Origin of the sequence: Kaistia hirudinis, from assembly GCF_014196455.1 — a bacterium.
In the GTDB taxonomy this organism is placed as follows: Bacteria; Pseudomonadota; Alphaproteobacteria; order Rhizobiales; family Kaistiaceae; genus Kaistia; species Kaistia hirudinis.
Map to the genome: position 1 here is coordinate 745,118 of NZ_JACIDS010000003.1, position 20,451 is coordinate 765,568.

Annotated in this window: 21 protein-coding genes; 4 read left to right on the forward strand and 17 right to left on the reverse strand. The window is 67.8% G+C overall.

What is annotated here, in order from left to right; all coding sequences use genetic code 11:
• Positions 1-49: 49 nt before the first annotated feature.
• The 3 genes from lysA to argH all read right to left on the reverse strand — a co-directional run bounded on the left by lysA (position 50) and on the right by argH (position 3,154).
• Complete coding sequence (gene lysA / locus GGR25_RS13495) at positions 50-1,318, reverse strand: diaminopimelate decarboxylase (protein ID WP_183399293.1); 1,269 nt, start codon at positions 1,316-1,318, stop codon at positions 50-52.
• A gap of 137 nt (positions 1,319-1,455) precedes the next feature.
• Positions 1,456-1,653: an LPS translocon maturation chaperone LptM gene (lptM, locus tag GGR25_RS13500; RefSeq protein WP_246409621.1), complete on the reverse strand. Its 198-nt coding sequence runs from the start codon at positions 1,651-1,653 to the stop codon at positions 1,456-1,458.
• Between the two features lie 100 nt (positions 1,654-1,753).
• Complete coding sequence (gene argH / locus GGR25_RS13505) at positions 1,754-3,154, reverse strand: argininosuccinate lyase (RefSeq protein ID WP_183399294.1); 1,401 nt, start codon at positions 3,152-3,154, stop codon at positions 1,754-1,756.
• Positions 3,155-3,187: 33 nt separating this feature from the next.
• Here argH and tlpA point away from each other — a divergent pair, with 33 nt between their 5' ends.
• A complete protein-coding gene (gene tlpA, locus GGR25_RS13510) occupies positions 3,188-3,862 on the forward strand; it encodes a thiol:disulfide interchange protein TlpA (RefSeq protein ID WP_183399295.1) in 675 nt (224 codons plus the stop codon).
• A 68-nt stretch (positions 3,863-3,930) separates the two neighbouring features.
• On the opposite strand, the gene GGR25_RS13515 is transcribed toward tlpA, so the two are convergent.
• The 12 genes from GGR25_RS13515 to GGR25_RS13570 form a co-directional block, all read right to left on the reverse strand.
• Entirely contained in the window at positions 3,931-5,100 is a 1,170-nt protein-coding gene (locus GGR25_RS13515) for an MFS transporter (protein WP_183399296.1), read from the reverse strand.
• Positions 5,101-5,167: 67 nt separating this feature from the next.
• Complete coding sequence (locus tag GGR25_RS13520) at positions 5,168-6,049, reverse strand: 3-hydroxybutyryl-CoA dehydrogenase (RefSeq protein ID WP_183399297.1); 882 nt, start codon at positions 6,047-6,049, stop codon at positions 5,168-5,170.
• Between the two features lie 159 nt (positions 6,050-6,208).
• Positions 6,209-7,144, reverse strand: a complete 936-nt coding sequence (locus GGR25_RS13525; protein WP_183399298.1) for an electron transfer flavoprotein subunit alpha/FixB family protein — start codon at positions 7,142-7,144, stop codon at positions 6,209-6,211.
• A gap of 1 nt (position 7,145) precedes the next feature.
• A complete protein-coding gene (locus GGR25_RS13530) occupies positions 7,146-7,895 on the reverse strand; it encodes an electron transfer flavoprotein subunit beta/FixA family protein (RefSeq protein ID WP_183399299.1) in 750 nt (249 codons plus the stop codon).
• 101 nt (positions 7,896-7,996) lie between these two features.
• Positions 7,997-8,716: a rhomboid family intramembrane serine protease gene (locus GGR25_RS13535; protein WP_183399300.1), complete on the reverse strand. Its 720-nt coding sequence runs from the start codon at positions 8,714-8,716 to the stop codon at positions 7,997-7,999.
• Positions 8,717-8,726: 10 nt separating this feature from the next.
• Positions 8,727-9,299, reverse strand: a complete 573-nt coding sequence (locus GGR25_RS13540) for a cob(I)yrinic acid a,c-diamide adenosyltransferase (RefSeq protein ID WP_183399301.1) — start codon at positions 9,297-9,299, stop codon at positions 8,727-8,729.
• 10 nt (positions 9,300-9,309) lie between these two features.
• On the reverse strand, positions 9,310-9,501 hold the full coding sequence (locus GGR25_RS13545) for a twin transmembrane helix small protein (protein ID WP_183399302.1): 192 nt from the start codon (positions 9,499-9,501) through the stop codon (positions 9,310-9,312).
• Positions 9,502-9,592: 91 nt separating this feature from the next.
• Complete coding sequence (locus GGR25_RS13550) at positions 9,593-10,120, reverse strand: TspO/MBR family protein (protein WP_183399303.1); 528 nt, start codon at positions 10,118-10,120, stop codon at positions 9,593-9,595.
• 80 nt (positions 10,121-10,200) lie between these two features.
• Positions 10,201-11,034 carry an SDR family oxidoreductase gene (locus tag GGR25_RS13555; RefSeq protein ID WP_183399304.1) on the reverse strand — a complete coding sequence of 278 codons (834 nt, stop codon included), beginning with the start codon at positions 11,032-11,034 and terminating at the stop codon, positions 10,201-10,203.
• A gap of 36 nt (positions 11,035-11,070) precedes the next feature.
• Positions 11,071-12,225 carry an extensin family protein gene (locus GGR25_RS13560; protein WP_183399305.1) on the reverse strand — a complete coding sequence of 385 codons (1,155 nt, stop codon included), beginning with the start codon at positions 12,223-12,225 and terminating at the stop codon, positions 11,071-11,073.
• Between the two features lie 220 nt (positions 12,226-12,445).
• Positions 12,446-13,384, reverse strand: coding sequence for a Gfo/Idh/MocA family protein (locus GGR25_RS13565; protein ID WP_183399306.1), 939 nt, complete (start codon positions 13,382-13,384; stop codon positions 12,446-12,448).
• Between the two features lie 60 nt (positions 13,385-13,444).
• Complete coding sequence (locus GGR25_RS13570) at positions 13,445-13,720, reverse strand: sulfurtransferase TusA family protein (protein ID WP_183399307.1); 276 nt, start codon at positions 13,718-13,720, stop codon at positions 13,445-13,447.
• 162 nt (positions 13,721-13,882) lie between these two features.
• Here GGR25_RS13570 and GGR25_RS13575 point away from each other — a divergent pair, with 162 nt between their 5' ends.
• Genes GGR25_RS13575 through GGR25_RS13585 form a run of 3 tightly spaced genes read left to right on the forward strand, consistent with a single transcriptional unit; the run spans position 13,883 to position 17,357 of the window.
• On the forward strand, positions 13,883-15,322 hold the full coding sequence (locus GGR25_RS13575; RefSeq protein WP_246409624.1) for a lipopolysaccharide biosynthesis protein: 1,440 nt from the start codon (positions 13,883-13,885) through the stop codon (positions 15,320-15,322).
• Positions 15,319-16,416 (forward strand): GNAT family N-acetyltransferase, encoded by a 1,098-nt coding sequence (locus GGR25_RS13580; protein WP_183399309.1) that lies wholly within the window; start codon positions 15,319-15,321, stop codon positions 16,414-16,416. The genes GGR25_RS13575 and GGR25_RS13580 overlap by 4 nt, the downstream gene beginning before the upstream one ends.
• Positions 16,413-17,357 carry a cupin-like domain-containing protein gene (locus GGR25_RS13585; protein ID WP_246409627.1) on the forward strand — a complete coding sequence of 315 codons (945 nt, stop codon included), beginning with the start codon at positions 16,413-16,415 and terminating at the stop codon, positions 17,355-17,357. The genes GGR25_RS13580 and GGR25_RS13585 overlap by 4 nt, the downstream gene beginning before the upstream one ends.
• Positions 17,358-17,361: 4 nt before the next feature.
• Here GGR25_RS13585 and GGR25_RS13590 read toward each other — a convergent pair whose 3' ends face one another.
• Together GGR25_RS13590 and GGR25_RS13595 are read right to left on the reverse strand one after the other, a co-directional pair.
• Entirely contained in the window at positions 17,362-17,970 is a 609-nt protein-coding gene (locus tag GGR25_RS13590; RefSeq protein ID WP_183399310.1) for a CAP domain-containing protein, read from the reverse strand.
• Positions 17,971-18,060: 90 nt separating this feature from the next.
• Positions 18,061-20,409 (reverse strand): DUF3772 domain-containing protein, encoded by a 2,349-nt coding sequence (locus tag GGR25_RS13595; protein WP_183399311.1) that lies wholly within the window; start codon positions 20,407-20,409, stop codon positions 18,061-18,063.
• Positions 20,410-20,451 lie beyond the last annotated feature (42 nt).

Below are 20,451 nucleotides of genomic sequence, written 5' to 3' on the forward strand. Positions count from 1 at the left end.
AGCTGGGTCGGGGCGAGCCCTTCGGCAAGGCGCGCCCCGTCAACCGCCGTCAGTCGAGCCAGGGCGCGATCCGGTCCATGCCGATGAGATCGTCATAGCTCTGGCGCGGACGCACCACCGCGAAGCGGTCGCCGTCGACCAGCACTTCGGCGGCGAGCGGGCGCGTATTGTAGGTCGAGCCCTGCACGGCGCCATAGGCGCCGGCGGTCATCACCGCGATCAATTCGCCCGCCTCCAGCCGCGGCATGCCGCGCCCGAGCGCCAGATAGTCGCCCGTCTCGCAGACGCCGCCGACGACATCGGCCTTGATCCAGGGCGTGTCCTCGGCGGGCAGGCGCACGGGGCGGATGTCGTGATGCGCCTCGTAGAGCGTCGGCCGGATCAGATCGTTCATGCCGGCATCGACGATCAGGAACGTCTTGGACGTGCCTTCCTTGCGATAGACCACCTCGGAAACGAGGATGCCGGCATTGCCGACGATGGCCCGGCCAGGCTCGAAGAAGATGCGCGCGCCGAGATTGCCGAGACGCCGCTTGACGATCGCCGCGAAGGCAGCCGGATCGGGCGGCGGCGGATCGTCGAGGCGATAGGGAATGCCGAGCCCGCCGCCGCAATCGACATGGTCGATTGCGTGTCCGTCCTCACGCAGCGTCGTGACCAGTTCGGCGAGCAGGCCATAGGCCGTGTCGAACGGCTCCATCTCGGTGATCTGGCTGCCGATATGCATGTCAACGCCGGCAACCCGCAGGCCCGGCAGGCCGGCGGCGCGGGCATAGACGGCGCGGGCGTCCTGGAACGGAATGCCGAACTTGTTCTCGGCCTTGCCGGTCGTGATCTTGGCGTGCGTCTTGGCGTCGACGTCGGGATTGATGCGGAGCGAGATCGTCGCGACCTTGCCCATGGCGGTCGCGATCTCGGAGATGCGGACCAGCTCCGGCTCGGATTCGACATTGAAGCAGCCGATGCCGACCTCGAGCGCCAGCGCGATCTCGCGCGCCGTCTTGGCAACGCCGGAGAAGACGATCTTGGCCGGTTCGCAGCCGGCGGCGAGCGCGCGGCGAAGCTCACCCTCCGACACGACGTCGAGGCCGGCGCCCTCCTTCACCAGCGTCCTGAGGATCGCCTGGTTCGAGTTCGCCTTCATCGCATAGCAGATCAGCGTGTCGAAGCCGGCGAAGGCGTCGCGGAAGACGCGGAAATGGCGGACGAGCGTGGCCGTGGAATAGCAATAGAACGGCGTCCCGACCGCTTCCGCGATCAGGGGGAGCGGCACGTCTTCCGCATGGAGCACGCCGTCGCGATAGTCGAAATGGTTCATGGGAGCTTCTCGAATCCCGCACGGCGGCTCGCATGCGCCTGTCCGCGCCATGCGGACGCGCATGCCTTCCGATGACGGATCGAAGAGAAAAGTTCAAGCGCCGCGCAAAGAGCGCGGCAAGGTTCAGAACGCCGCGCTCAGAGCAGCTTGTCGATCCACAATTTCTTGTCGGGGCGCAGCGGAACGGAGGTGTCGACCTTCTCGCCGCGTTTCGCGGCCTCGGCCGCTTCCGTCGCCTGGATGCCGCCGGGCGGCGGCTCGGGCGGTCCCTTGACGCCGCAGCCGGCGAGCGCGAGGGCGGCAAGGATGAGGGCGGTGCGGGTCGCGGCGGCCAAGATCGGCAACTCCAAGGTCGGCAAGTCCAAAGTCGGCGAAGGCTGGGGCTCGTCGGTGCGGCAGGCCATCATAGCGGATCGCGGCCTGCCGTCACCCCTCTTAGCTGCGCCGCGCAGCTTCCCGTGCGAGCGCGCGCTGCCAGCGTTTCGCCTGGGCGCGGACATTCTTCGGCGAGGTGCCGCCATAGCTGGTGCGGCTCTTCACGGACTTGTCCACCGTGAGCACCGAATAGACCGCATCCGTGATCGCGCCGTGCACCGCCTGCATGTCGGCGAGCGGCATGCGGTTGAGCTCGACGCCGCGCTCCGCCGCGATCGCGACGATGCGGCCCGTGACGTGATGGGCGTCGCGGAAGGGCAGGCCGGCGACGCGCACCAGCCAGTCGGCGAGGTCGGTCGCGGTCGAGAAGCCCGATCCAGCCGCCTTCTTCAGGTTCGCCGCTTCCGGCTCCAGGTCGCGGACCATGCCGGTCGTGGCGGCGATGACCAGTTCCAGGCTCTCGAACGCGTCGAAAGCCTGTTCCTTGTCCTCCTGCATGTCCTTCTGATAGGCGAGCGGCAGCCCCTTCATGACGATCTTCAGCGCCGTCTCGGCGCCGATGATGCGTCCTGTCTTGGCGCGCACCAGCTCCGCCGCGTCGGGATTGCGCTTCTGCGGCATGATCGAGGAGCCGGTCGTGAACTTGTCCGAGAGGCGGACGAAGCGGAACTGCGCCGAGGACCAGATCACGATCTCCTCGGCGAAGCGCGACAGATGGATCGCGCAGAGGCTCGCGGCCGAAAGCGTCTCGATGGCGAAATCGCGATCGGAGACGCTGTCGAGCGAATTGGCCGTCGGCCGGTCGAAGCCGAGCGCCGCGCTGGTCGCGAAGCGGTCGATCGGGAACGAGGTCCCGGCCAGCGCGGCGGCGCCGAGCGGGTTCTCGTTGAGGCGCTTCCGCGCATCCTGGAAGCGGCCGCGATCGCGCGCAATCATCTCGACATAGGCGAGGAGATGATGGCCGAAGGTCACCGGCTGCGCGCTCTGGAGATGGGTGAACCCCGGCATGACCTGGCCGGCATGGGCGAAGGCCTTGTCGGCGAGCACGACCTGCAGCTCATGCAGCGCGGCGTCGACGCCGTCGATCACGTCGCGGACATAGAGACGGAAATCGGTCGCGACCTGGTCGTTGCGCGAGCGGGCCGTGTGCAGCCGCCCGGCCGCATCGCCGATCAGTTCCTTGAGGCGCGATTCGATATTGAGATGGATATCCTCGAGCGCACGCGAGAACTTGAACGATCCGTCCTCGATTTCTCGCAGGATCGTGTCTAGACCCTCCCGGATCTTTTCGGCATCGTCCGCGCCGATGATCCCCTGGGCCGCCAGCATGGCGGCATGGGCCTTGGAGCCTTCTATGTCCTGACGGTAGAGCTTCCGGTCGAAATCGATCGACGCGTTGATCTCTTCCATGATCGCGGCCGGTCCTTCGGAGAAGCGGCCGCCCCACATCGAATTGCTCATGACCCCTCGAAACCTCTTCAAAGGCGGGACGATATGAACGAAGCGCGCGGCGAGACGCGATCGGGAAAGACGCGACTTTGGCCGGTGCTGGCGCTCGCCGCGGTCCTCGGGATCGCGGCAGGAGTTGCGGTGCTATACGTGAGGGGAGGCTTGGATGGCAATCTCGCCGCATCCGGCGGCGCGGATTGTGCGCCGGCCGTGAAGGCGGCGGGCCTGCTGGCGCCGCTCGCGCGCGGCGAGGTCGCCGCCTTCCAGATCGCGACCGAGCCCGTTTCGCTCGCCTCCCTCGCCTTCGAGAAGGCCGACGGGGCCAAGGCGACCCTTGCCGATTATGCCGGCAAGACCGTGCTCCTCAATCTCTGGGCGACGTGGTGCGCGCCCTGCCGCAAGGAGATGCCGGCGCTCGACTCGCTCGAGGCCGCGGAAGGTGGCGCCGATTTCGCCGTGGTGCCGGTCTCGATCGACACCCAGGGCGCGGAGAAGCCGAAGGCGTTCCTCGCCGAGATCGGCGTCAAGGCGCTGCCGCTCTATGCCGATCCGTCGACGAAGATCTTCCGCGATCTCAAGTCGAACGCGATGGCCGTCGGCCTGCCGACCACGGTGCTGGTCGACCGCAAGGGCTGCGCCCTCGGCGTCATGTCCGGCCCGGCCGAATGGGATTCGGAGGATGCCAAGGCGCTGATCACGGCGGCAAAGAGCGGCGCGTGAGGGCCTGACATCCGGCGCGCTCGTCTTCGCCTCCTCGGAGCGGCGAAGGGAAGGCCGTCTGCGACCGCCTATGTCCGTTCGCGCAGGGCGACGAGAAGGATCGTTGCGAGGCCCGTGAGCAGCGTTCCGCCGAGCGCGGGCGGCCAGAGGCCGAGCGTGATGAAGGGCGCGACGAGCGCTGTGCCCGCTGCCGCCGTGCTCAGGATGCCGGCGACGACGAGAGCCGCGCCGCGCGAATGATCGCCCTCGGCGGCGATGATCGCCTGATGGAAGCCGACCGGGCCGCGAATGCCGAAGCCGAGATTTACGAAGATCCACACGCCGATCACGACGACGAGGCTCGTGCCGCCCGCGAGCGCGTAGAGCAGGATCAGCAGGAAGGCCGCCGCCAGCATGGACGTGCCGCTGAGGATGGTCCTTTCGGTGCCGAAACGATCCGCGAGACGGCTCGACAGATTGGCGCCCACGATGAAGGCGACGATGCCGACCACCTGCATGACCACGAATTCGCTGATGCCGAGGCCGAGCGGGCCGGTGATCACCGCCGGTGCGGCGAAGACGAACACCAGCAGCCCGCCGAGCGCCAGGGACTGGCTGAGCGCATAGCGCAGGAAGCGGCGGCTGCGGAGTATGGTCCAGTAGGTCTGGTGCCGCTGCACGGCCTCGGTGCGGGCCGGCAGGGTGCGCGCCAGCGCCGCGAGCACGAGCGTCAGCACGAGGCCGAGGCCGCCGAGCACGAAGAACGAGGTTTCCCAGCCGCCGAGCGTCAGCAGATAGGCGCCGGCGATCGGCGCGAGCGCCGGGGCCAGCGCCTCGATCGATCCGAGCCGGCCGATCGCTGCGGCAGCCCGGTCCTCGGCAAAGATCCCCTTGATGAAGCCCGGCGCGAAGACGGCCGGCCCGGCGCCGAACGCGCCCTGCGCCAGGCGGAACGCGATCAGCCATTCCATGGACGGCGCCAGCGTCGCGGCGATCGAGGCCAGCGTGAACAGGCCGAGCGACCAGATCATCAGGCGCCGCGGATCGTGACGCGCACCGAGCTCGCCGAACGTGATCAGGCCGACCAGCGTGCCCACCGCATAGGCGGCGAGCACCATCTGGGCCTTTTCGATCGAGCTGCCCAGAGCTTCCGGCAGGCTCGGAACGGCCGGCAGGACCAGATCGGTTCCGGCGATGCCGAGAATGGTCGATGCGGCGACGAGGCCGAACAGGGCGTGGGGATTGAGATTCCGGGTCATGATGCCCGGTTCCTACCACCGCGTGCGGGGAGGGCAAAGCGCTCCCGGCCGGGCCTTGCGGCGATTCTTACCGCGTCGGAACCGGGTGTTCGCCGCGATAGTCGTAGAAGCCGCGCTGCGTCTTGCGGCCGAGCCAGCCGGCCTCGACATATTTCACCAGCAGCGGGCAGGGGCGGTACTTCGAATCGGCCAGCCCGTCATGCAGCACCTGCATGATCGAAAGGCACGTATCGAGGCCGATGAAGTCGGCGAGCTGGAGCGGACCCATCGGGTGGTTGGCGCCGAGCCGCATCGCCGTGTCGATCGCCTCGACCGACCCGACGCCCTCATAGAGCACGTAGATCGCCTCGTTGATCATCGGCAGCAGGATGCGGTTGACGATGAAGCCCGGGAAATCCTCCGAGACGGTCACCGTCTTGCCGAGCGCCGCGACATAGGCCTTGGCCGCGTTGAAGGTCTCATCCCCGGTCGCGATGCCGCGGATCAGCTCGACGAGCTGCATGACCGGCACCGGGTTCATGAAGTGGATGCCGATGAAGCGCTCCGGCCGGTCGCTGGCCGCGGCGAGGCGCGTAATCGAGATCGACGAGGTGTTGGTCGCGATCATCGCCTCGGGCTTCAGGACCGGGCAGACGGTCGCGAAGATCTTGCGCTTGACCTGCTCGTCCTCCGTCGCCGCCTCGATCACGAGGTCGCAGGTGCCGAGTTCGTCGACCGCGATCGCCGGCTTGACGCGGGCAAGCGCCGCCTTGCGGTCATCCTCCGAGATGCGGCCGGAATGCACCTGGCGGGTCAGATTGCCATCGATCGTGGCGAGGCCCTTGCGGACCCGCTCCTCGGCAATGTCGTAGACGAACACATCGAGGCCCGCGAGGGCGCTGACGTGGGCAATGCCGTTGCCCATCTGCCCGGCACCGATGACGCCGATCGTCGAAATCGCATTGCTCATGGTCGTGACGGATCCCATCCGATCAAGCCTTACGGAGACGGCAATCTAGAAGGTTTTCATGCGAAGGGGAAACCGCTTCGCATGAAGAATGCGTGGGATGGCGACGAATGTCCGATCGGCTGCAACGGGGCGTTGCAGCGGCGGCGCCAGACGCCGTCGCTATGGCTTGAGCGCTTCGACCAGGGCCGGGACCGCGGTGAAGAGATCGTCGACGAGGCCGAAATCGGCGACCTGGAAGATCGGCGCTTCCGGATCCTTGTTAATCGCGACGATCACCTTCGAATCTTTCATGCCGGCGAGGTGCTGGATCGCCCCGGAAATGCCGACCGCGACATAGAGCTCGGGGGCCACGACCTTGCCGGTCTGGCCGACCTGGAGGTCGTTGCCGGCATAGCCCGCGTCCACCGCGGCCCGCGAAGCGCCAATGGCGGCCTTCAGGCTATCGGCGAGCGGCGTGATCACCTCCGCGAACTTCTCCGCTGAGCCGAGCGCGCGTCCGCCCGAGACGATGACGCGGGCGCTCGACAGCTCCGGCCGCTCGGACACCGAGAGATCGGCGCCGACAAAGGCGGAGAGATGGATGTCGTCGGTCGCCGCGACCGTCTCGATCGACGCCGCACCGCCGGAAGGCGCCGGCGGGAAGGCGGCGATGCGGACCGTGATCACCTTCGTGGCGTCGCGCGAGCGTACCGTCTCGATCGCATTGCCGGCATAGATCGGCCGCTCGAACGTATCGGGCGCGACGATCCGCGTGATGTCGGACAGCTGCATGACGTCGAGCAGGGCCGCCACGCGCGGCAGCACGTTCTTGCCGCTCGACGTCGCCGGCGCGACGATCGCGTCATAATCGGCCGCCAGCGACAGGATGAGCGCCGCCACCGGCTCGGCGCGGCGATGGGCGAGCGCCTCGTCGTCCGCGAGCAGCACCTTGCCGACGCCCGCGAGCGTCGCGGCGGCTTCGGCGGCCGGACGGCTCGCCAAACCGGCGACGAGGATGTCGACCGGGGCGCCGAGTTCCAGCGCGGCGGTCAGCGCGCGCGCCGTCGCCTCGTTGAGGCTCTTGTCGTCATGTTCGGCGAGAAGAAGCGTTGCCATGTCAGATTACTCCCGCTTCCCTGAGCTTGCCGACGAGTTCGGCGGCCGAGCCGACCTTGATGCCGGCGCCGCGCTTCGCCGGCTCGTCGATCTTGAGCACCTCGAGGCGGGGGGTGATGTCGACGCCGAGCGCTTCCGGGCTCGTCTCGTCGAGCGGCTTCTTCTTGGCCTTCATGATGTTGGGCAGCGAGGCGTAGCGCGGCTCGTTGAGGCGCAGATCCGTGGTGACCACGGCCGGCAGCTTGAGCCGCAGCGTCTCGGCGCCGCCGTCGATCTCGCGCGTCACCTCGGCGCTGCCATCGGCGAGCACGAGTTTGGAGGCGAAGGTCGCCTGCGGCCAGCCGAGCAGGGCGGCCAGCATCTGGCCGGTCTGGTTGCTGTCGTCGTCGATCGCCTGCTTGCCGAGGATGACGAGATCGGGCTTTTCGTTGCCGATCACCGCCTTCAGCAGCTTGGCGACCGCCAGCGGCTCGATCCGTGCGGCGTCGGTCTTCACCAGGATGCCGCGGTCGGCGCCCATGGCAAGGCCGGTGCGCAGCGTCTCGGACGATTTCTCGCCGCCGACCGACACAACGATCACTTCGCTCGCGCCGCCCGCTTCCTTGATGCGGAGCGCCTCCTCGACGGCGATCTCGCAGAACGGGTTCATCGCCATCTTCACATTGGCGAGATCGACTCCCGTCCCGTCCGCCTTGACGCGGATCTTCACATTCGCGTCGACGACCCGCTTCACGGGCACCAGTATCTTCATCTCGGAGCGGTTCCCTGTCGCACTCTGTCAGCAAAATCCCGGCCGGGACCGTATCGATGACGTGCGGATATTTCAACGCGCGGCGCGCAATCCGGAATGGTTCAAACGACCGGTTCGGCGGCGATGAGCTCCGGTTCCTCCCGCGACAGCAGCGGAACGCCGCGCCGGCGCATCACCAGAATGAGCAGCGCGCCGGTGACGAGACCGCCGAGATGCGCCGCCCAGGAGATTTCGCCGGGCGGGCCGAACAGGAAATTATAGATCTGCAGCAGGATCCAGAAGCCGAGCACCCAGATGGTGCGCAGGCGCAGCGGAATGCGGAACAGCAGCAGGATCCAGATCTTGACGCGCGGATGCAGCAGGAAATAGGCCGCGATGACGCCGGCGACCGAACTCGACGCGCCGATCAGCGCGAGGTCGGAATTGGGCGCGACGGCGACATGGGCGAGGCCGCCGCCCACCGCGCAGAGGAAATAGAAGATCAGGAAGCGGACATGGCCGATCGCGTCCTCGACATTGTCGCCGAAGACCCAGAGGAACAGCATGTTGCCGGTGAGATGCCAGATATCGCCGTGCAGGAAGCTCGACGTGACGAAGGTCATCCATTCCGGCGCATGGAAGACGCCGGGTGTTCGGATATGCACGCCCGTCAGCGTCGAGGGAATGAGCCCGAACGACATGACCGATGCGGCCTCGGCGTCCGCGTTGCCGCCGCGCTGATAGAGCAGGAAGACTAGGATGTTGATGACGACGAGGCCACGCGTCGCCCAAGGGAAGCGGATATATTTCAGCGGGTTCTGATCATGGAGCGGAACGAACATCCGGCCTCGTCTAGCGGTTCTGCCCAGGCACCCAGAGAATGTCGCCGGCGCCCTGATCATTCACGAATCGGGCCGCCACGAAAAGAAAATCCGAAAGACGATTCACATATCGGATCGCCGCCGCGTTCACGCGCTCATGCGCGGCGAGTTCGACCATCAGCCGTTCCGCCCGTCGCGCGACCGTCCGCGCGACATGCAGGTGCGCCGCCGCGGCCGTTCCGCCCGGAAGTACGAAGGAGCGCAGCGGCTTCAGCGCGGCATTCAGCACGTCGATCTCGCCCTCGATGCGGTCCACCTGCGCATCGATGATTCGCAGCGCCGGGCGATCCGCCTTCTCGGCCTCGACGGGGAAGGAGAGGTCGGCGCCTAGATCGAACAGGTCGTTCTGGATCCGGCCGAGCATCGCGTCGAGCGGGTCCATGCCGGACGTGGCGAGGCGCACAACGCCGATGACCGAATTGGTCTCGTCGATCGTGCCATAGGCCTCGATGCGCAGGTCCGACTTGATCCGCCGCTCGCCGCTGGCGAGCGCCGTCGTCCCGTCATCGCCGGTGCGCGTGTAGATCCGGTTCAGAACGACCATGAAGAGTGCCTCAGCGCGCGGAGAAATAGAGCGCGAGCATCATGATGACGATCGCGACGAACTGCAGCAAGACGCGGAGCCGCATCAGCCGCTGGGAGCGGTCTGGCGAGCCGCCGCGCAGCATGTTGAGCAGGCCGAGCAACAGCACCAGCGCGACGGCGCCGAGCGCGATCGGAATCAGCAGATGAAAAAAGCCGGACATCGAATCGTCCTCCCGCAGATCGAAGTGCGGGGACTCTAGCTCTGTCGCCCGTGCTCGCGCGCGTTGCGAACTGACGCATCCTGCCCCGGCCTCAGTTCAGGGCAAAGACGGCGCCGTTCAGCACGCTCGCAAAGCTCACCCAGGCCAGATAGGGCGCGAACAGCCAGGCGGCGAGCCGATCGATCGGCGTGAAGACAAAGATCGTGGCGATGATCGCCGCCAGCAGCGCGACGATGACGATCAGCCCGGCGCCGGGCGAGTGGGCGGCGAAGAAGACCGCCGACCAGGCGACGTTGAGCGCGAGCTGCAGCGCGAAGATGCCCGCCGCGCGCTGGCGTACATCGCCGCTGGACCGCATCCAAACGCGCCACATCGCGACGGCCATCAGCGCATAGAGGATCGTCCAGACGGGGCCGAACACCGTGTTCGGCGGGTTGAACCAGGGTTTGACGAGGCCTTCGTACCAGGTCGGGATCTGCGGCAGGGTCAGCGCCGAACCGATGCCCGCCGCGACGAAGCAGATGGCGAGGCAAGCGACGAGCACAAGAAGCGAAGGCCATTGTCGCCCCGCATGCCGCTCTCGCTCATGTCTCTCGTCGTCATGAACCAGATTGCTCATGGTGCGTCACTCCTTGCCCGGCTCGGCCGTAATCCAGATACGAAACAAGCCGGTGCGCGGATCGTTCCCTGTCGCGATTGTCACGAATTGCGCGCGATGAGCCCGTCGAGCGTCCGATCCGGCAGGATGCGCTTCAGGAAGGCCGCGCCCTTCGCCAGCGTCGTGATGCGGTAGCGCGTCTTGGGGCGCGGGCTCTCGAGCGCATGGATCAGCGCGGCCGTCACCGCCTCGGGGCCGAGCTTGAAGGCGGAGGGCTTGCGCGTTCCGGTCAGGCGCGCGAGCTGGCTTTCGTAATCGGCCCGGTGCGGCGAAGCGGCGATGTCGACGGTCTGGCGGAAATTGGCCAGCGCATTCTCCTGAAAGCGGCTGGCGATCGGCCCCGGCTCGATCAGTACGACATGGATGCCGCTGCCCGCGAGTTCCATCCTGAGCGTATCGGTCAGCCCTTCGAGGGCGTGCTTGGAGGCGACATAGGCGCCGCGATATTTGCCGGCGACATAGCCGAGCACCGAGGAGCACTGCACGATCCGTCCGCTGCCTTGCCTCCGCATGACGGGCAGGATGCGGCGCGTCAGATCGTGCCAGCCAAAGAAATTGGCCTCGAACTGGCCGCGCAGCAGATCGGTCGAGATATCCTCGACCGCGCCGACCTGGCCGAACCCGCCATTGTTGAACAGAGCGTCGAGCCGCCCGCCCGTCGCGTCGAGCAATTGCTCGGAAGCGGCTGCGATCGACGTCGCGTCGGCATAGTCGAGATGGAGCGCCTCGATCCCCGCGCTTCGCAGCCTTGCGAGATCATCCGCCTTGCGGGCGGTAGCGAAGACCCGCCAGCCGCGCGCCTTCAGCGTCGCCGCGGCATCGGCGCCGATGCCCGACGAGGCGCCGGTGACGAGGATGATCTTTTGTCCGGCCATGATGGTCCGATCGCTCGGCCGGCCGCGCCGACCCGGTCAATGACAGTAGCGGCTGTCACCATGCTTGCCGCGATGGCGCATGTCGAGGTGGAGATGGTTCTCGTGATAGCCGTCGGAGCCCGGACCCAGCACGGTCATGAAACGCGTGCAGGCGGCGTGGCGGACCGTCTCGATGAAGTCCGTGTCCTTGTCCGTATGGTCGCCGCTCTTCTCGACGGTCACCCACCGCCCGCCGATCTCGAAGGCGCCGACATCGATCGCGTTCATGAAGGCGTGCTCGGAGAGCTGCGCGCCGACGACGCGGTTGCGGCCGCGGCAGCTATAGGAATCGAGCACCCGCAGCGAGGTCACGCGGCTGCCATAGGCCGCGACCGCCGCCGATTGCACGTCGCCGTCGAGCCACAGCGCCAATGTGCTGGCCATCTCGCAATTGATCGTCGCCGCCGGCTGCAGCGCGACGTCCCCATCGTCGAGCGTCGAGACCGACAGCGGGTCGGGCGCGCCGCATGCGCCCTCCTGCACGGCCGGCATCGGCTTTGCCGCGATCTTGAGCGCGGCGAGGCCCGCCTTGCAGGCGGCCAGCGTTTCGGGAATGAGCGGCGCGCGGGGCGGGATGATCGCCGCGAGGAGGATGCCGGGCTTGGCGCGCGGGAGCGGCGGACCGTCGTCTTCCGTGTCGGCCGCCGCATGGTCGTCCGGCAGATGATCGATCCCGGGCGGAGCGGGGAGCATGCCTTTGGGCGGCAGCACGATGCCGAGCGGCGAGAGTGACGGATCGACTGGCGCGGCCGGCTCGGGCTGCAGCCGCATGGCGGCGACCGGCGGCGCGAAGGCGAGCGCTTCCGCGCCCAGCGGCGGCGACAGCGTGCCGACATTGGTCGGGCCCGCCTGGATCGCGGTGGCGTCGAGCGCGCGCCGCGCAGCGGGAAGCGGCGGCGGGGCCGGCTCGGCTGCGGCGGCCGGCAGCGGATCGATCGCGGCCACCACCTTGGCGTCTTCGTGATCCGGACGGGGACGGGGCGTCGGCATCGCCGCGGCGGTATCGGCCGGCGCGGCAACGTCCGGGGCCGGCTTCGGCGCGGCCTTCACGCTCCGGCGAACCTTTTTGGGCTGCTGGACGCGCGGAATGATCTTTTCCAGCAATTGTCCCGGCGTGAGCGTGTCACCGCTCGCGGCCGAGGGGCTCGACATCAGCATAACGGCCGCGACGACGGCCGACGCCAGAACGCCGCGACGTCCCGATGCAAGCCCCCACGCGCTGGCCCTTGCAAGGGCGGGACGCGCGCGGGCCGGGCTTGCGGGGCAGTGAAGACTCATGGGCGTCCATCCTCCGATGTCCGCTTGAGCAACGCCCGCGTCACCGCTTCGGTTGCGCTTCTCCCCCCGCCGTCACGTCCTGCCCGCGCTCACGCTACCATGCGAAGGGATCGGTCGTCAGCCGCTTGCCGATCATCATGGCGTCCGCGACGAGCGTCAGCGGCGCGCTCTCCACCTCGCTCCGGCGCTCGGCCAGGAGCTCGGCGAAGCGGACATAGATCCGCTCATATTCCTCGCTCGGCGCCTCGATCACCGTCTTGCCGTCGATCGACAGCGCCGCGCCGCCCTTGAAGAGGCGCGCGCTTCGTCCGTCGCCGGTCTCGATCATCATGTGCCACTTCTCGTCGCCCTGTTCGCGCCAGTCGAAATCGGCGGAAAGCGCTGGTGCGCCGGCAATGTCGCTCTTGAACGCGAGGCGGGCGGCGATCGGCGTCTGGCGGTTGGCCGGATAGGTGAGTTCGGCGCTTTCGACGAAGGCCGTGCCGGGGAGAATGCGCACGAAAATCGACAGCGCATTGATGCCAGGATCGAAGACGCCGAAGCCGCCGGGCTCGAACACCCAATCCTGGCCGGGATGCCATTTGCGCACATCCTCGCGCCATTCGATGCGCAGCGACTTGAGGCCCGCCGCCGCGAGCAAGGCGCGCGCTTCGTCGACGGCGGGATTGAACTGCGAATGCCAGGTGGCGAACAGCACGCGCCCGGCCGCCGCGGCGCGCCGCTTCAGATCGTCGATTTCGGTCAGCGTGGCCGCTGGCGGCTTTTCCAGCATCACGTCCTTGCCGGCGGCGATCGCCTCGACGGCGATGGCATGGCGCACTTCCGGCGGCGTGCAGATCGCGACGGCCTCGATCCCCGGAACGGCGGCGTACATCTCGGCCGGCGTGCGGAAGCTCGGCACGCCGCCATGGCCGAGGCCGCGCTGGCTGGTCACGGCCACGAGCTCGAAATCGGCGCTCTTGCCGACCACGGGCAGGTGCTGGTCCTGCGCGATCTTGCCGAGCCCGATAATGGCGATGCGGCGCTTGCTCATGCGTCTCCTCCCTCTCCCACAGGCCGGTTCTCCCGGCGTCTCATCGCTGCATAAGCGCGTTCAGCGCTTGGGTCCATCGCCGGCCGCGACGAGAAAATAGAGTTGCTCGCCCGAGGGCGCGGAGATGGCCGCCCGCCGCAGCAGGCGATGGCCGTCCTCGGCGCACATATGCGGTATGTCGATCGCCGCCATCGGGTCGCTCGCCGCGATGATCAGGGTCTCGCCCGCACGCATCCCCGCCAGCACTTTGCGCGCCTTCAGCACCGGCAGCGGACAGGCGAGACCGAGCGTGTCGAGCCGCCTTGCTGCATCCCAGGCTTCGATCTCTTCATTCATTCTTAGCGACGAATCCAGCTTGAAGCCCAGCATGGGCCGAACCCGTAATCTGCCCAAGGGTTTCTTAATGCAGAAAATTGTAGCGACATGCGCGGTGGCCTGATGTCGCCATGTGATGTCGCCAGCGACGTCCCTATGTCATGCCGTCCGGAGCAACGCGAATTGCGCCATCCCTTCGCCCGGATCGTCCAGCGCCTGGCGCCGCCGCCGCTGCGCCGCGCGCTCGCGGGGCCGGCGGGCTGGGCGGACGAGGTGGTGTTCGGCTCCGGCGAGCGGGCGGTGTCGCAGCGCATCGCGCTCACGGCCTTCCTGATCCGCATCATCTCCGCTGTCATCGCCTATGCGAGCCAGGTCCTGCTCGCGCGCTGGATGGGCGATTTCGAATATGGCGTCTATGTCCTGGTCTGGGTCGGCGCGGTCATCGTTGGCGGTCTCGCCTGCTTCGGCATCCAAACGGCCGTCGTGCGCTTCGTGCCCGAATATGCCGAGCGCGGCGACCATGACCTCCTGCGGGGCATCATCCTCGGCAGTCGCCTCCAGGGCATTGCCTCGGCGACGGCGCTCGCCGGTCTCGGCATTCTCGGCATCTGGCTGCTCGGCGATCATATCGCCAGCTACTACGTCATGCCGCTCTATCTTGCAGCGATCTGCATTCCCATGCTCGCCATCGGCGAGATCCAGGACGGCCTCGCCCGCGGCTTCAACTGGCCCGATCTCGCGCTGTGGCCGACCTTCATCATCCGCCCTGTGCTCATCATCGCGCTGACCTTCGCGGCGATCCGCCTCGGCGCGCTGCCGGATGCGGTCACCGCGATGATCGCCGCCATCGTCGCGACCTATGCGACGGCGCTCTGGCAGATGCTGGCGCTGGCCCGCCGGGCCCGCAATGTCGTGCCGGACGGACTGCGGCGTTTCCGGCCACGGACCTGGGTCGCGGTCGCGCTGCCGATCTTCCTGGTCGAGGGCTTCTTCAATCTCCTGACCAATGTCGACATCCTGATCGTCGGCCAGCTTCGCCCGCCCGAGGAGGTTGCGATCTATTTCGCGGCGGTGAAGACGCTGGCGCTCGTCCATTTCGTCTATTTCGCGGTGCGCGCCGCGCTCATGCCGCGCTTCTCGCAATATTACGCGGCGGGCGACCGGGCGCTTTTCGAGGCGGCGGTGCGCGATTCGCTGCACTGGACCTTCTGGCCCTCGCTCGCGACCGTCGGCCTGCTGCTCGTCTTCGGCCAGTTGCTTCTGGCCATGTTCGGGCCGAGCTTCATTGCGGGCTATCCGCTGCTCTACATCTTCTCCGTTGGGCTCCTGTTCCGCGCCGCGATCGGGCCGGCCGAGAGCATCCTGACCATGGCCGGCGAACAGCGCATCTGCGCGGCGGTCTATGCGGCGACCTTCGTGGTCAATCTCGCGCTCAACTATGCGCTCATCCCCCGCTTCGGCCTGCATGGCGCCGCGACCGCGACGGCGATCGCGCTGGTGCTCGAAACCATCGCCGTCTATCTCGCCGTGCGCTGGCGCCTCGGCCTCAACTGCTCGATCTTCCATGTCACCGGGGCGCGGTCGCTGAAGCGGGGCACCGGAACGAACGGGAGCCAGCCGTGAGCGCGCCGGCCGGCTGGGACGATCTCGCGGCCACGGCGCTCGAGGCGAATCCACTCTTCGCGCCCGCTGTCGCCGCCGCCTCGCTCGCCCATCTCGGCGATCAGGCGGTGAGCCTCGCGGCACCGCGTATCGGCGGAAGGCTGGTCGCACTGGCGCCGATCCGTGCGGCGCGACTCGGCCGCATCGCCCCTGCCATGTCCGTCTGGACGCACCTCTACGCCCCCCTCGGGACGCCGCTCCTCGATGCCGCCACGCCCGATGCCGCCGCCGAAGCGCTGGCAGCCGAAATGGCTGGCGGGTCCGGGCGGCGCGTCCTCCTCTTCCCCGACCTTCCCCTCGACGGCCTGGCGGCTACGGCGATCCGTGGCTTTGCAGAGCGCAGCGGCCGGCCAGCCGTGGAGATCGGCGCCTATGCGCGCGCCACGCTTCTCCTTCGTCCCGGCGCCGCGCCGCTCCGTGACACGCTGGAACGGCGCCGGCGCAAAGAATTCGCGCGCCAGTGGCGCCGCCTGGCGGAGCAGGGCGAACTCGCCTTCCGCCGTCTCCGGGACGGGCCGGATTTCGAGCGCGCGGCGCTCGCCTTTCTGGCGCTCGAAGCGGGCGGCTGGAAGGGACGGCAGGGCACAGCGCTCGCTGCCGATCCGAAGAGCCGGTCCTTCGCGCTCGCGGCCCTGCTGGGCTCTTTGCCGGGCATGGCGACCATCGACGAATTGCTGCTCGGCGGCGATCCGATCGCCATGCTGGCGAGCTTCCAGTCCGGCGGTCGTGCCGTGAGCTGGAAGATCGCCTATGACGAGCGCTTCGCGCGCTTCTCGCCGGGCGTCCAGCTCATGCTGGAGGCATCGGACGCCTGGGCGGCGGCCGGAGACGTCGCGCTGGTCGATTCGCTCGCCGCGGCCGGCCATCCGATGATCGACGGGCTGTGGCCGGACCGCATCCGTATCGGCCTGCTGGCGCTGGGGCCGCCGGGCGGCTCCGCGCTCTTCAGCCTGGCGGTCCGCAGCGCCGAGGCCGAGGCGACGCTGCGGCAGAAGCTCCGCGCGCTTCGCAAGCGCCGCCGGAAAGAGGCTCTTCGTGAGGAGAAGGCGTCATGACGACTACCGGCAAGGATGCGGCGTCCCGCATCATCGACATGGATCCCGCCATCATGCGGGCGCGCTTTCCACGCGAGCCCTTCACGTTCCGCCACGCCCTCGCGGATCACCCGCTGTTACAGCTGGAGGCGCTCGCCGCCCTCGTCGGTGAATTGCCGCGCGACCGGATCGAGTTCAACTCCGGCCGCCTGCAGCCGAACCAGCGGCCGGAGGACACGCCCGGAGTCGATCTCGAACCAGAAGAGATCGTGCGGCGGATCGAGACCGCCGGCGCCTGGCTGGTCCTGAAGAATGTCGAGGCGGTGCCGGCCTATCGCGCGCTGATCGAGGCCGCGCTGGCCGAGGCGGCACAGTCGGCGGGCCCGGCGGCGCCGCCGTTTTCGGAGCCGATGGGGTTCATCTTCGTCTCCTCGGCCAATTCCGTGACGCCCTTCCATATCGACTATGAGGAGAACTTCTTCGTGCACCTGCACGGCGAGAAGTTCATGCACGTCTTCGACAATCGCGATCGATCGATTGTCGACGAAGAGGGGCTGGAGACCTTTCCCGGCAAGCACCGCAATCACGCCTATCGCGATGCGTTCGAAGCGAAGGGGCAGGTCTTCACCTTCGGGCCCGGCGACGGGCTGTTCCTGCCCTATACTTGGCCGCACTGGGTGCGCACCGGCGGCGACTGGTCGATTTCCATGGCGATCACCTGGAAGTCGCCGGCCGATCGGCGGTTGAACAAGCTCTATTTCACCAATGCCGTCCTGCGGAAACTCGGCCTGCCGCAGCAGCCCCCGGGGCGGAGGCGCATGCTCGATGCGGCCAAGGTCGCGGCCTATGACGCCGCGCGCCTGCCGCTCGAGCCGCTCAGGCGCAGCGAGGCGATGCGCCGCCGGCTCCGCGCCCTCTTCTTCGGGCGCGACGCCAATTATTTCTACCGCAAGGCCGAATGAGGCGTCAGCGCCCCACCACCGCGCCGCCGAGCTGGACGACCGTGCTGCCATCCGCCGGCAGGGCCGGGCCCGCCATCCCGGCCGGCGGCTCATAGGGCTTGGCGAGGATCAGCGACCAGTAGACCTTGTACTTGCTCTTCGGCGCATAGGCCGTGCCGATGCCGAGCCGTGTCACGCCGGGCTTCAGCATATTGGCGTTGTGCTTGGGCGAATCGCGCCAGCCGGAGAAGGCCTCGGCGAGCGTGCGGTAGCCGGCGCCGACGTTCTCGACCGCGAGGCCGGCGTCGAAGCCGGACGCTGCGAGGCGCTTATCGAAGCTGCCGCCGCCCTTTACGTCATGGCCGACCTGGTCGACTGCGGCCATGGCGCGCGCCTGATCGGCGGCCATCTTGTTGAGGCGCGGATCGACCGTCACGGCCGAGAGGCCGCGCGTGGCGCGATAACCGGTGATCATGCTCGCCGCCGCCTCGGGGCTGACGGTGGCGCCGGCGGCGTCCAGGCGGTCGTAGAACACCGGCGACTTCGGCGCCTCCACCGTCGAGAAGCAGCCCGAAAGCATGGCGGCGAGGACAAGCGGGGCAAGGGCCAGCACGCGGCGGGATGGGTTGGTCATTGGATTGGGCCTCGGGGGGATCGGCATCCGGTCAATATTCGGATGGGGCGAGTGTTCGCCGATTTGGCGCGGCGAAGCAACATGGTCCGGTCAGGGGGCCGGGAGCTGGATGTTGTGCCTGGCGAATTCCTCGAAGCAGCGGAAGCGCAGATCGGAGCGGACCGTGCCGGCCTTGCCATTGTCGGAGACGTAGCAACCGAGCTCGAAATGCAGCGCCTTCGCGTCGAAATCGGTGAATTGCACCCATGGCTCGGGGAAGGACAGCACCAGAGGATGATCCTTGGCGATCTGGCGCAGGATATCGCGCACGACGGCGGGATCGCTGTCCTTGCTGACGCCAACCTTGACGACCGCGCGGCCCGACCGGTCATGCAGCACCATGTTCTTGACCGGCCCGGTGATGAGGCTCGAATTCGGCACGATCACCGTCGCGCGGTCGAAGGTCTCGATTTCCGTCGCGCGGATGTTGATGCGCTTGACGACACCCTCCTCGGCGCCGACCACGATCCAGTCGCCGGCCCGGATCGGCCGCTCGGCGAGCAGGACGAGGCCCGAGACGAAATTGTTGACGATGCCCTGCAAGCCGAGGCCGATACCGACGGAGAGCGCGCCGGCGACGATGGCGACCGACGAGAGGTCGAGTCCGGCATAGCCGAAGGCGAACACCGCCGCGAGGATCCAGCCGATATGGCCGATGATCGTCCGGATCGAATTGCGCAGACCTGAATCGAGCCGCGTCGTCGGCAGGAAGCGCGTGTCGAGCCAGCGCTGGAAGGCGCGCGTCGCGACGAGGCCGATGATGAAGACTGCGATCGCCGTCAGGATCGTGATGGGCGAGATCGTGATCGCGCCAATCGTGAAGCCGATGAACAGCTGGCGGAAGCTGCCGATCACCGAATTGGAATCGAAGCCCCAGGGCGCGAAGACGGCGAGCAGCGCGAGGCCGACAAGGATGAGGCGAACGACGCCGTTGAACACGACGCCGAGCTGGGTCAACGAGCGCGGCGCGAAACCGACGGACGCGATCAGCCGGCTGCCGACCACGCCTTCCCGGCGGAACCAGGCCGTCGTCAGCTCGTCGGTCAGCATGGTGAGCAGATAGAGCAGGCTGAACACGGTCGTCATCCACGCGATCTGCGTGGTGACGAAGCGGCTGAGCGCCACATAGCCGATCAGGCTGGCAACGACTGCCACGGCCGCGGTGAGGCCGGCGACGATCAGCGCGAAGCGTTGCAGCGGCGATTCGTCCTGCTCGCCGTCGTCCTCCTCCTCGGTGGCATCGGCATGCCGATTCAACGTCCGGACCGTCTTGACGATCAGCAGGGCGCTGGCGACGGAGAGCACGCCGTCAAAGACCACCGTCAGAGGCAAGGCCGTCATCACAGTGCGCGTCAGGCGATCGATGAAGATGGCGAGCGCCTGAAGGACGGAAATGGCGATGACGAAGTTGAAGATCTGCCGGGCGAGCGCGTCGTCGAGCGAGACGAGGCGCAGCGGCGGCCGGGCAGGAGCGAGCAGGGCGCGCGCCAGCCCGGAGCACAGTGCGAAGAGGACGACGGATACGGCGACCCCGTACCAGATCTGGCTCATCCGTTCCGGCGACAGGCGGAAAGCGGTCAGGATCGAGTGGCCCGCGAACATGATCACCGCTGGAATAACGGTGTTGATGCCGACGGTGAGGGCTGCGGCGACAACCTTCGAGCGGGAGGAATAGGGCTCCGTGTGATGTGGAGACCTGATCCGGTCGACGATCAGGCGCCGTCCCATGAACAGGCCGATAAGCATGCTGGCGCCCACGATGACCACGACGATGGCGGCCCATCGGTCCGCGCCGGCGCGGAACGAGGAGTACCATTCGCTGACGATGTCCGCGATGCCGGACGCCATCACCGGGACCTCGGCTCCGGCATCGATCCACAGCGTCGGATCGAGCAGGCTCTGGCGTCGCTCGAGCAGGCGCGCCGTGAAGATGCTGCGCCGCCGCTCGTTGATCTGGGCCTGGGTGGATGCCCCGTGCGCGACGATGGCGATTGCCTGCCTCTGGCTGCCGGCCAGGTCTCCATAGGTCTGCTGCGCCGTGGCGAGATCGGCCTTCACCGCGTCGGAGATCGTCTCGTCGGCGCCCTGAACCGGCGAGAGCGCTTTCACCTGCGCATCCGCCGCGGCGATCTGCGGTGCGAGCTTTGCCGCGAAGGCGCTCGCCTTGGTCATCACATCCGTGACCTGGTCGTTCAACTCGCGCAGTTCGGGGTCGGTGACGTTGACGCGCCGGATGGCGCTGTCGACGCGTTCCAGCGTCGCGTTCCACGTGTCGATCCGCGCCTGCTGGTCGTCCTGTGCAGCCGCCCCGGCGGCATCAAGCAGGAAGATCGAAACCATCAGCAGCACGCCGACGGTCGCTATCGATCGCCAGGACAGCCGAGAAAGACGCCGAACCATGAGTGCTCCGCCCGATATGCCAGCTTGGGCTGGCCGCCCTTG

Excerpts from the sequence above, each read along its gene's own strand:
- GGR25_RS13565 (WP_183399306.1), bottom strand. The coding sequence starts at position 13,384 with ATGAGCAAGCGCCGCATCGCCATTATCGGGCTCGGCAAGATCGCGCAG.
- GGR25_RS13595 (WP_183399311.1), bottom strand. The coding sequence starts at position 20,409 with ATGGTTCGGCGTCTTTCTCGGCTGTCCTGGCGATCGATAGCGACCGTC.
- GGR25_RS13550 (WP_183399303.1), bottom strand. The coding sequence starts at position 10,120 with ATGAGCAATCTGGTTCATGACGACGAGAGACATGAGCGAGAGCGGCAT.
- GGR25_RS13570 (WP_183399307.1), bottom strand. The coding sequence starts at position 13,720 with ATGAATGAAGAGATCGAAGCCTGGGATGCAGCAAGGCGGCTCGACACG.
- GGR25_RS13530 (WP_183399299.1), bottom strand. The coding sequence starts at position 7,895 with ATGAAGATACTGGTGCCCGTGAAGCGGGTCGTCGACGCGAATGTGAAG.
- GGR25_RS13555 (WP_183399304.1), bottom strand. The coding sequence starts at position 11,034 with ATGGCCGGACAAAAGATCATCCTCGTCACCGGCGCCTCGTCGGGCATC.
- GGR25_RS13545 (WP_183399302.1), bottom strand. The coding sequence starts at position 9,501 with ATGTCCGGCTTTTTTCATCTGCTGATTCCGATCGCGCTCGGCGCCGTC.
- GGR25_RS13520 (WP_183399297.1), bottom strand. The coding sequence starts at position 6,049 with ATGAGCAATGCGATTTCGACGATCGGCGTCATCGGTGCCGGGCAGATG.
- GGR25_RS13560 (WP_183399305.1), bottom strand. The coding sequence starts at position 12,225 with ATGTCGAGCCCCTCGGCCGCGAGCGGTGACACGCTCACGCCGGGACAA.
- GGR25_RS13525 (WP_183399298.1), bottom strand. The coding sequence starts at position 7,144 with ATGGCAACGCTTCTTCTCGCCGAACATGACGACAAGAGCCTCAACGAG.
- GGR25_RS13585 (WP_246409627.1), top strand. The coding sequence starts at position 16,413 with ATGACGACTACCGGCAAGGATGCGGCGTCCCGCATCATCGACATGGAT.
- tlpA (WP_183399295.1), top strand. The coding sequence starts at position 3,188 with ATGAACGAAGCGCGCGGCGAGACGCGATCGGGAAAGACGCGACTTTGG.
- GGR25_RS13590 (WP_183399310.1), bottom strand. The coding sequence starts at position 17,970 with ATGACCAACCCATCCCGCCGCGTGCTGGCCCTTGCCCCGCTTGTCCTC.
- GGR25_RS13535 (WP_183399300.1), bottom strand. The coding sequence starts at position 8,716 with ATGTTCGTTCCGCTCCATGATCAGAACCCGCTGAAATATATCCGCTTC.
- GGR25_RS13515 (WP_183399296.1), bottom strand. The coding sequence starts at position 5,100 with ATGACCCGGAATCTCAATCCCCACGCCCTGTTCGGCCTCGTCGCCGCA.
- argH (WP_183399294.1), bottom strand. The coding sequence starts at position 3,154 with ATGAGCAATTCGATGTGGGGCGGCCGCTTCTCCGAAGGACCGGCCGCG.
- lysA (WP_183399293.1), bottom strand. The coding sequence starts at position 1,318 with ATGAACCATTTCGACTATCGCGACGGCGTGCTCCATGCGGAAGACGTG.
- GGR25_RS13540 (WP_183399301.1), bottom strand. The coding sequence starts at position 9,299 with ATGGTCGTTCTGAACCGGATCTACACGCGCACCGGCGATGACGGGACG.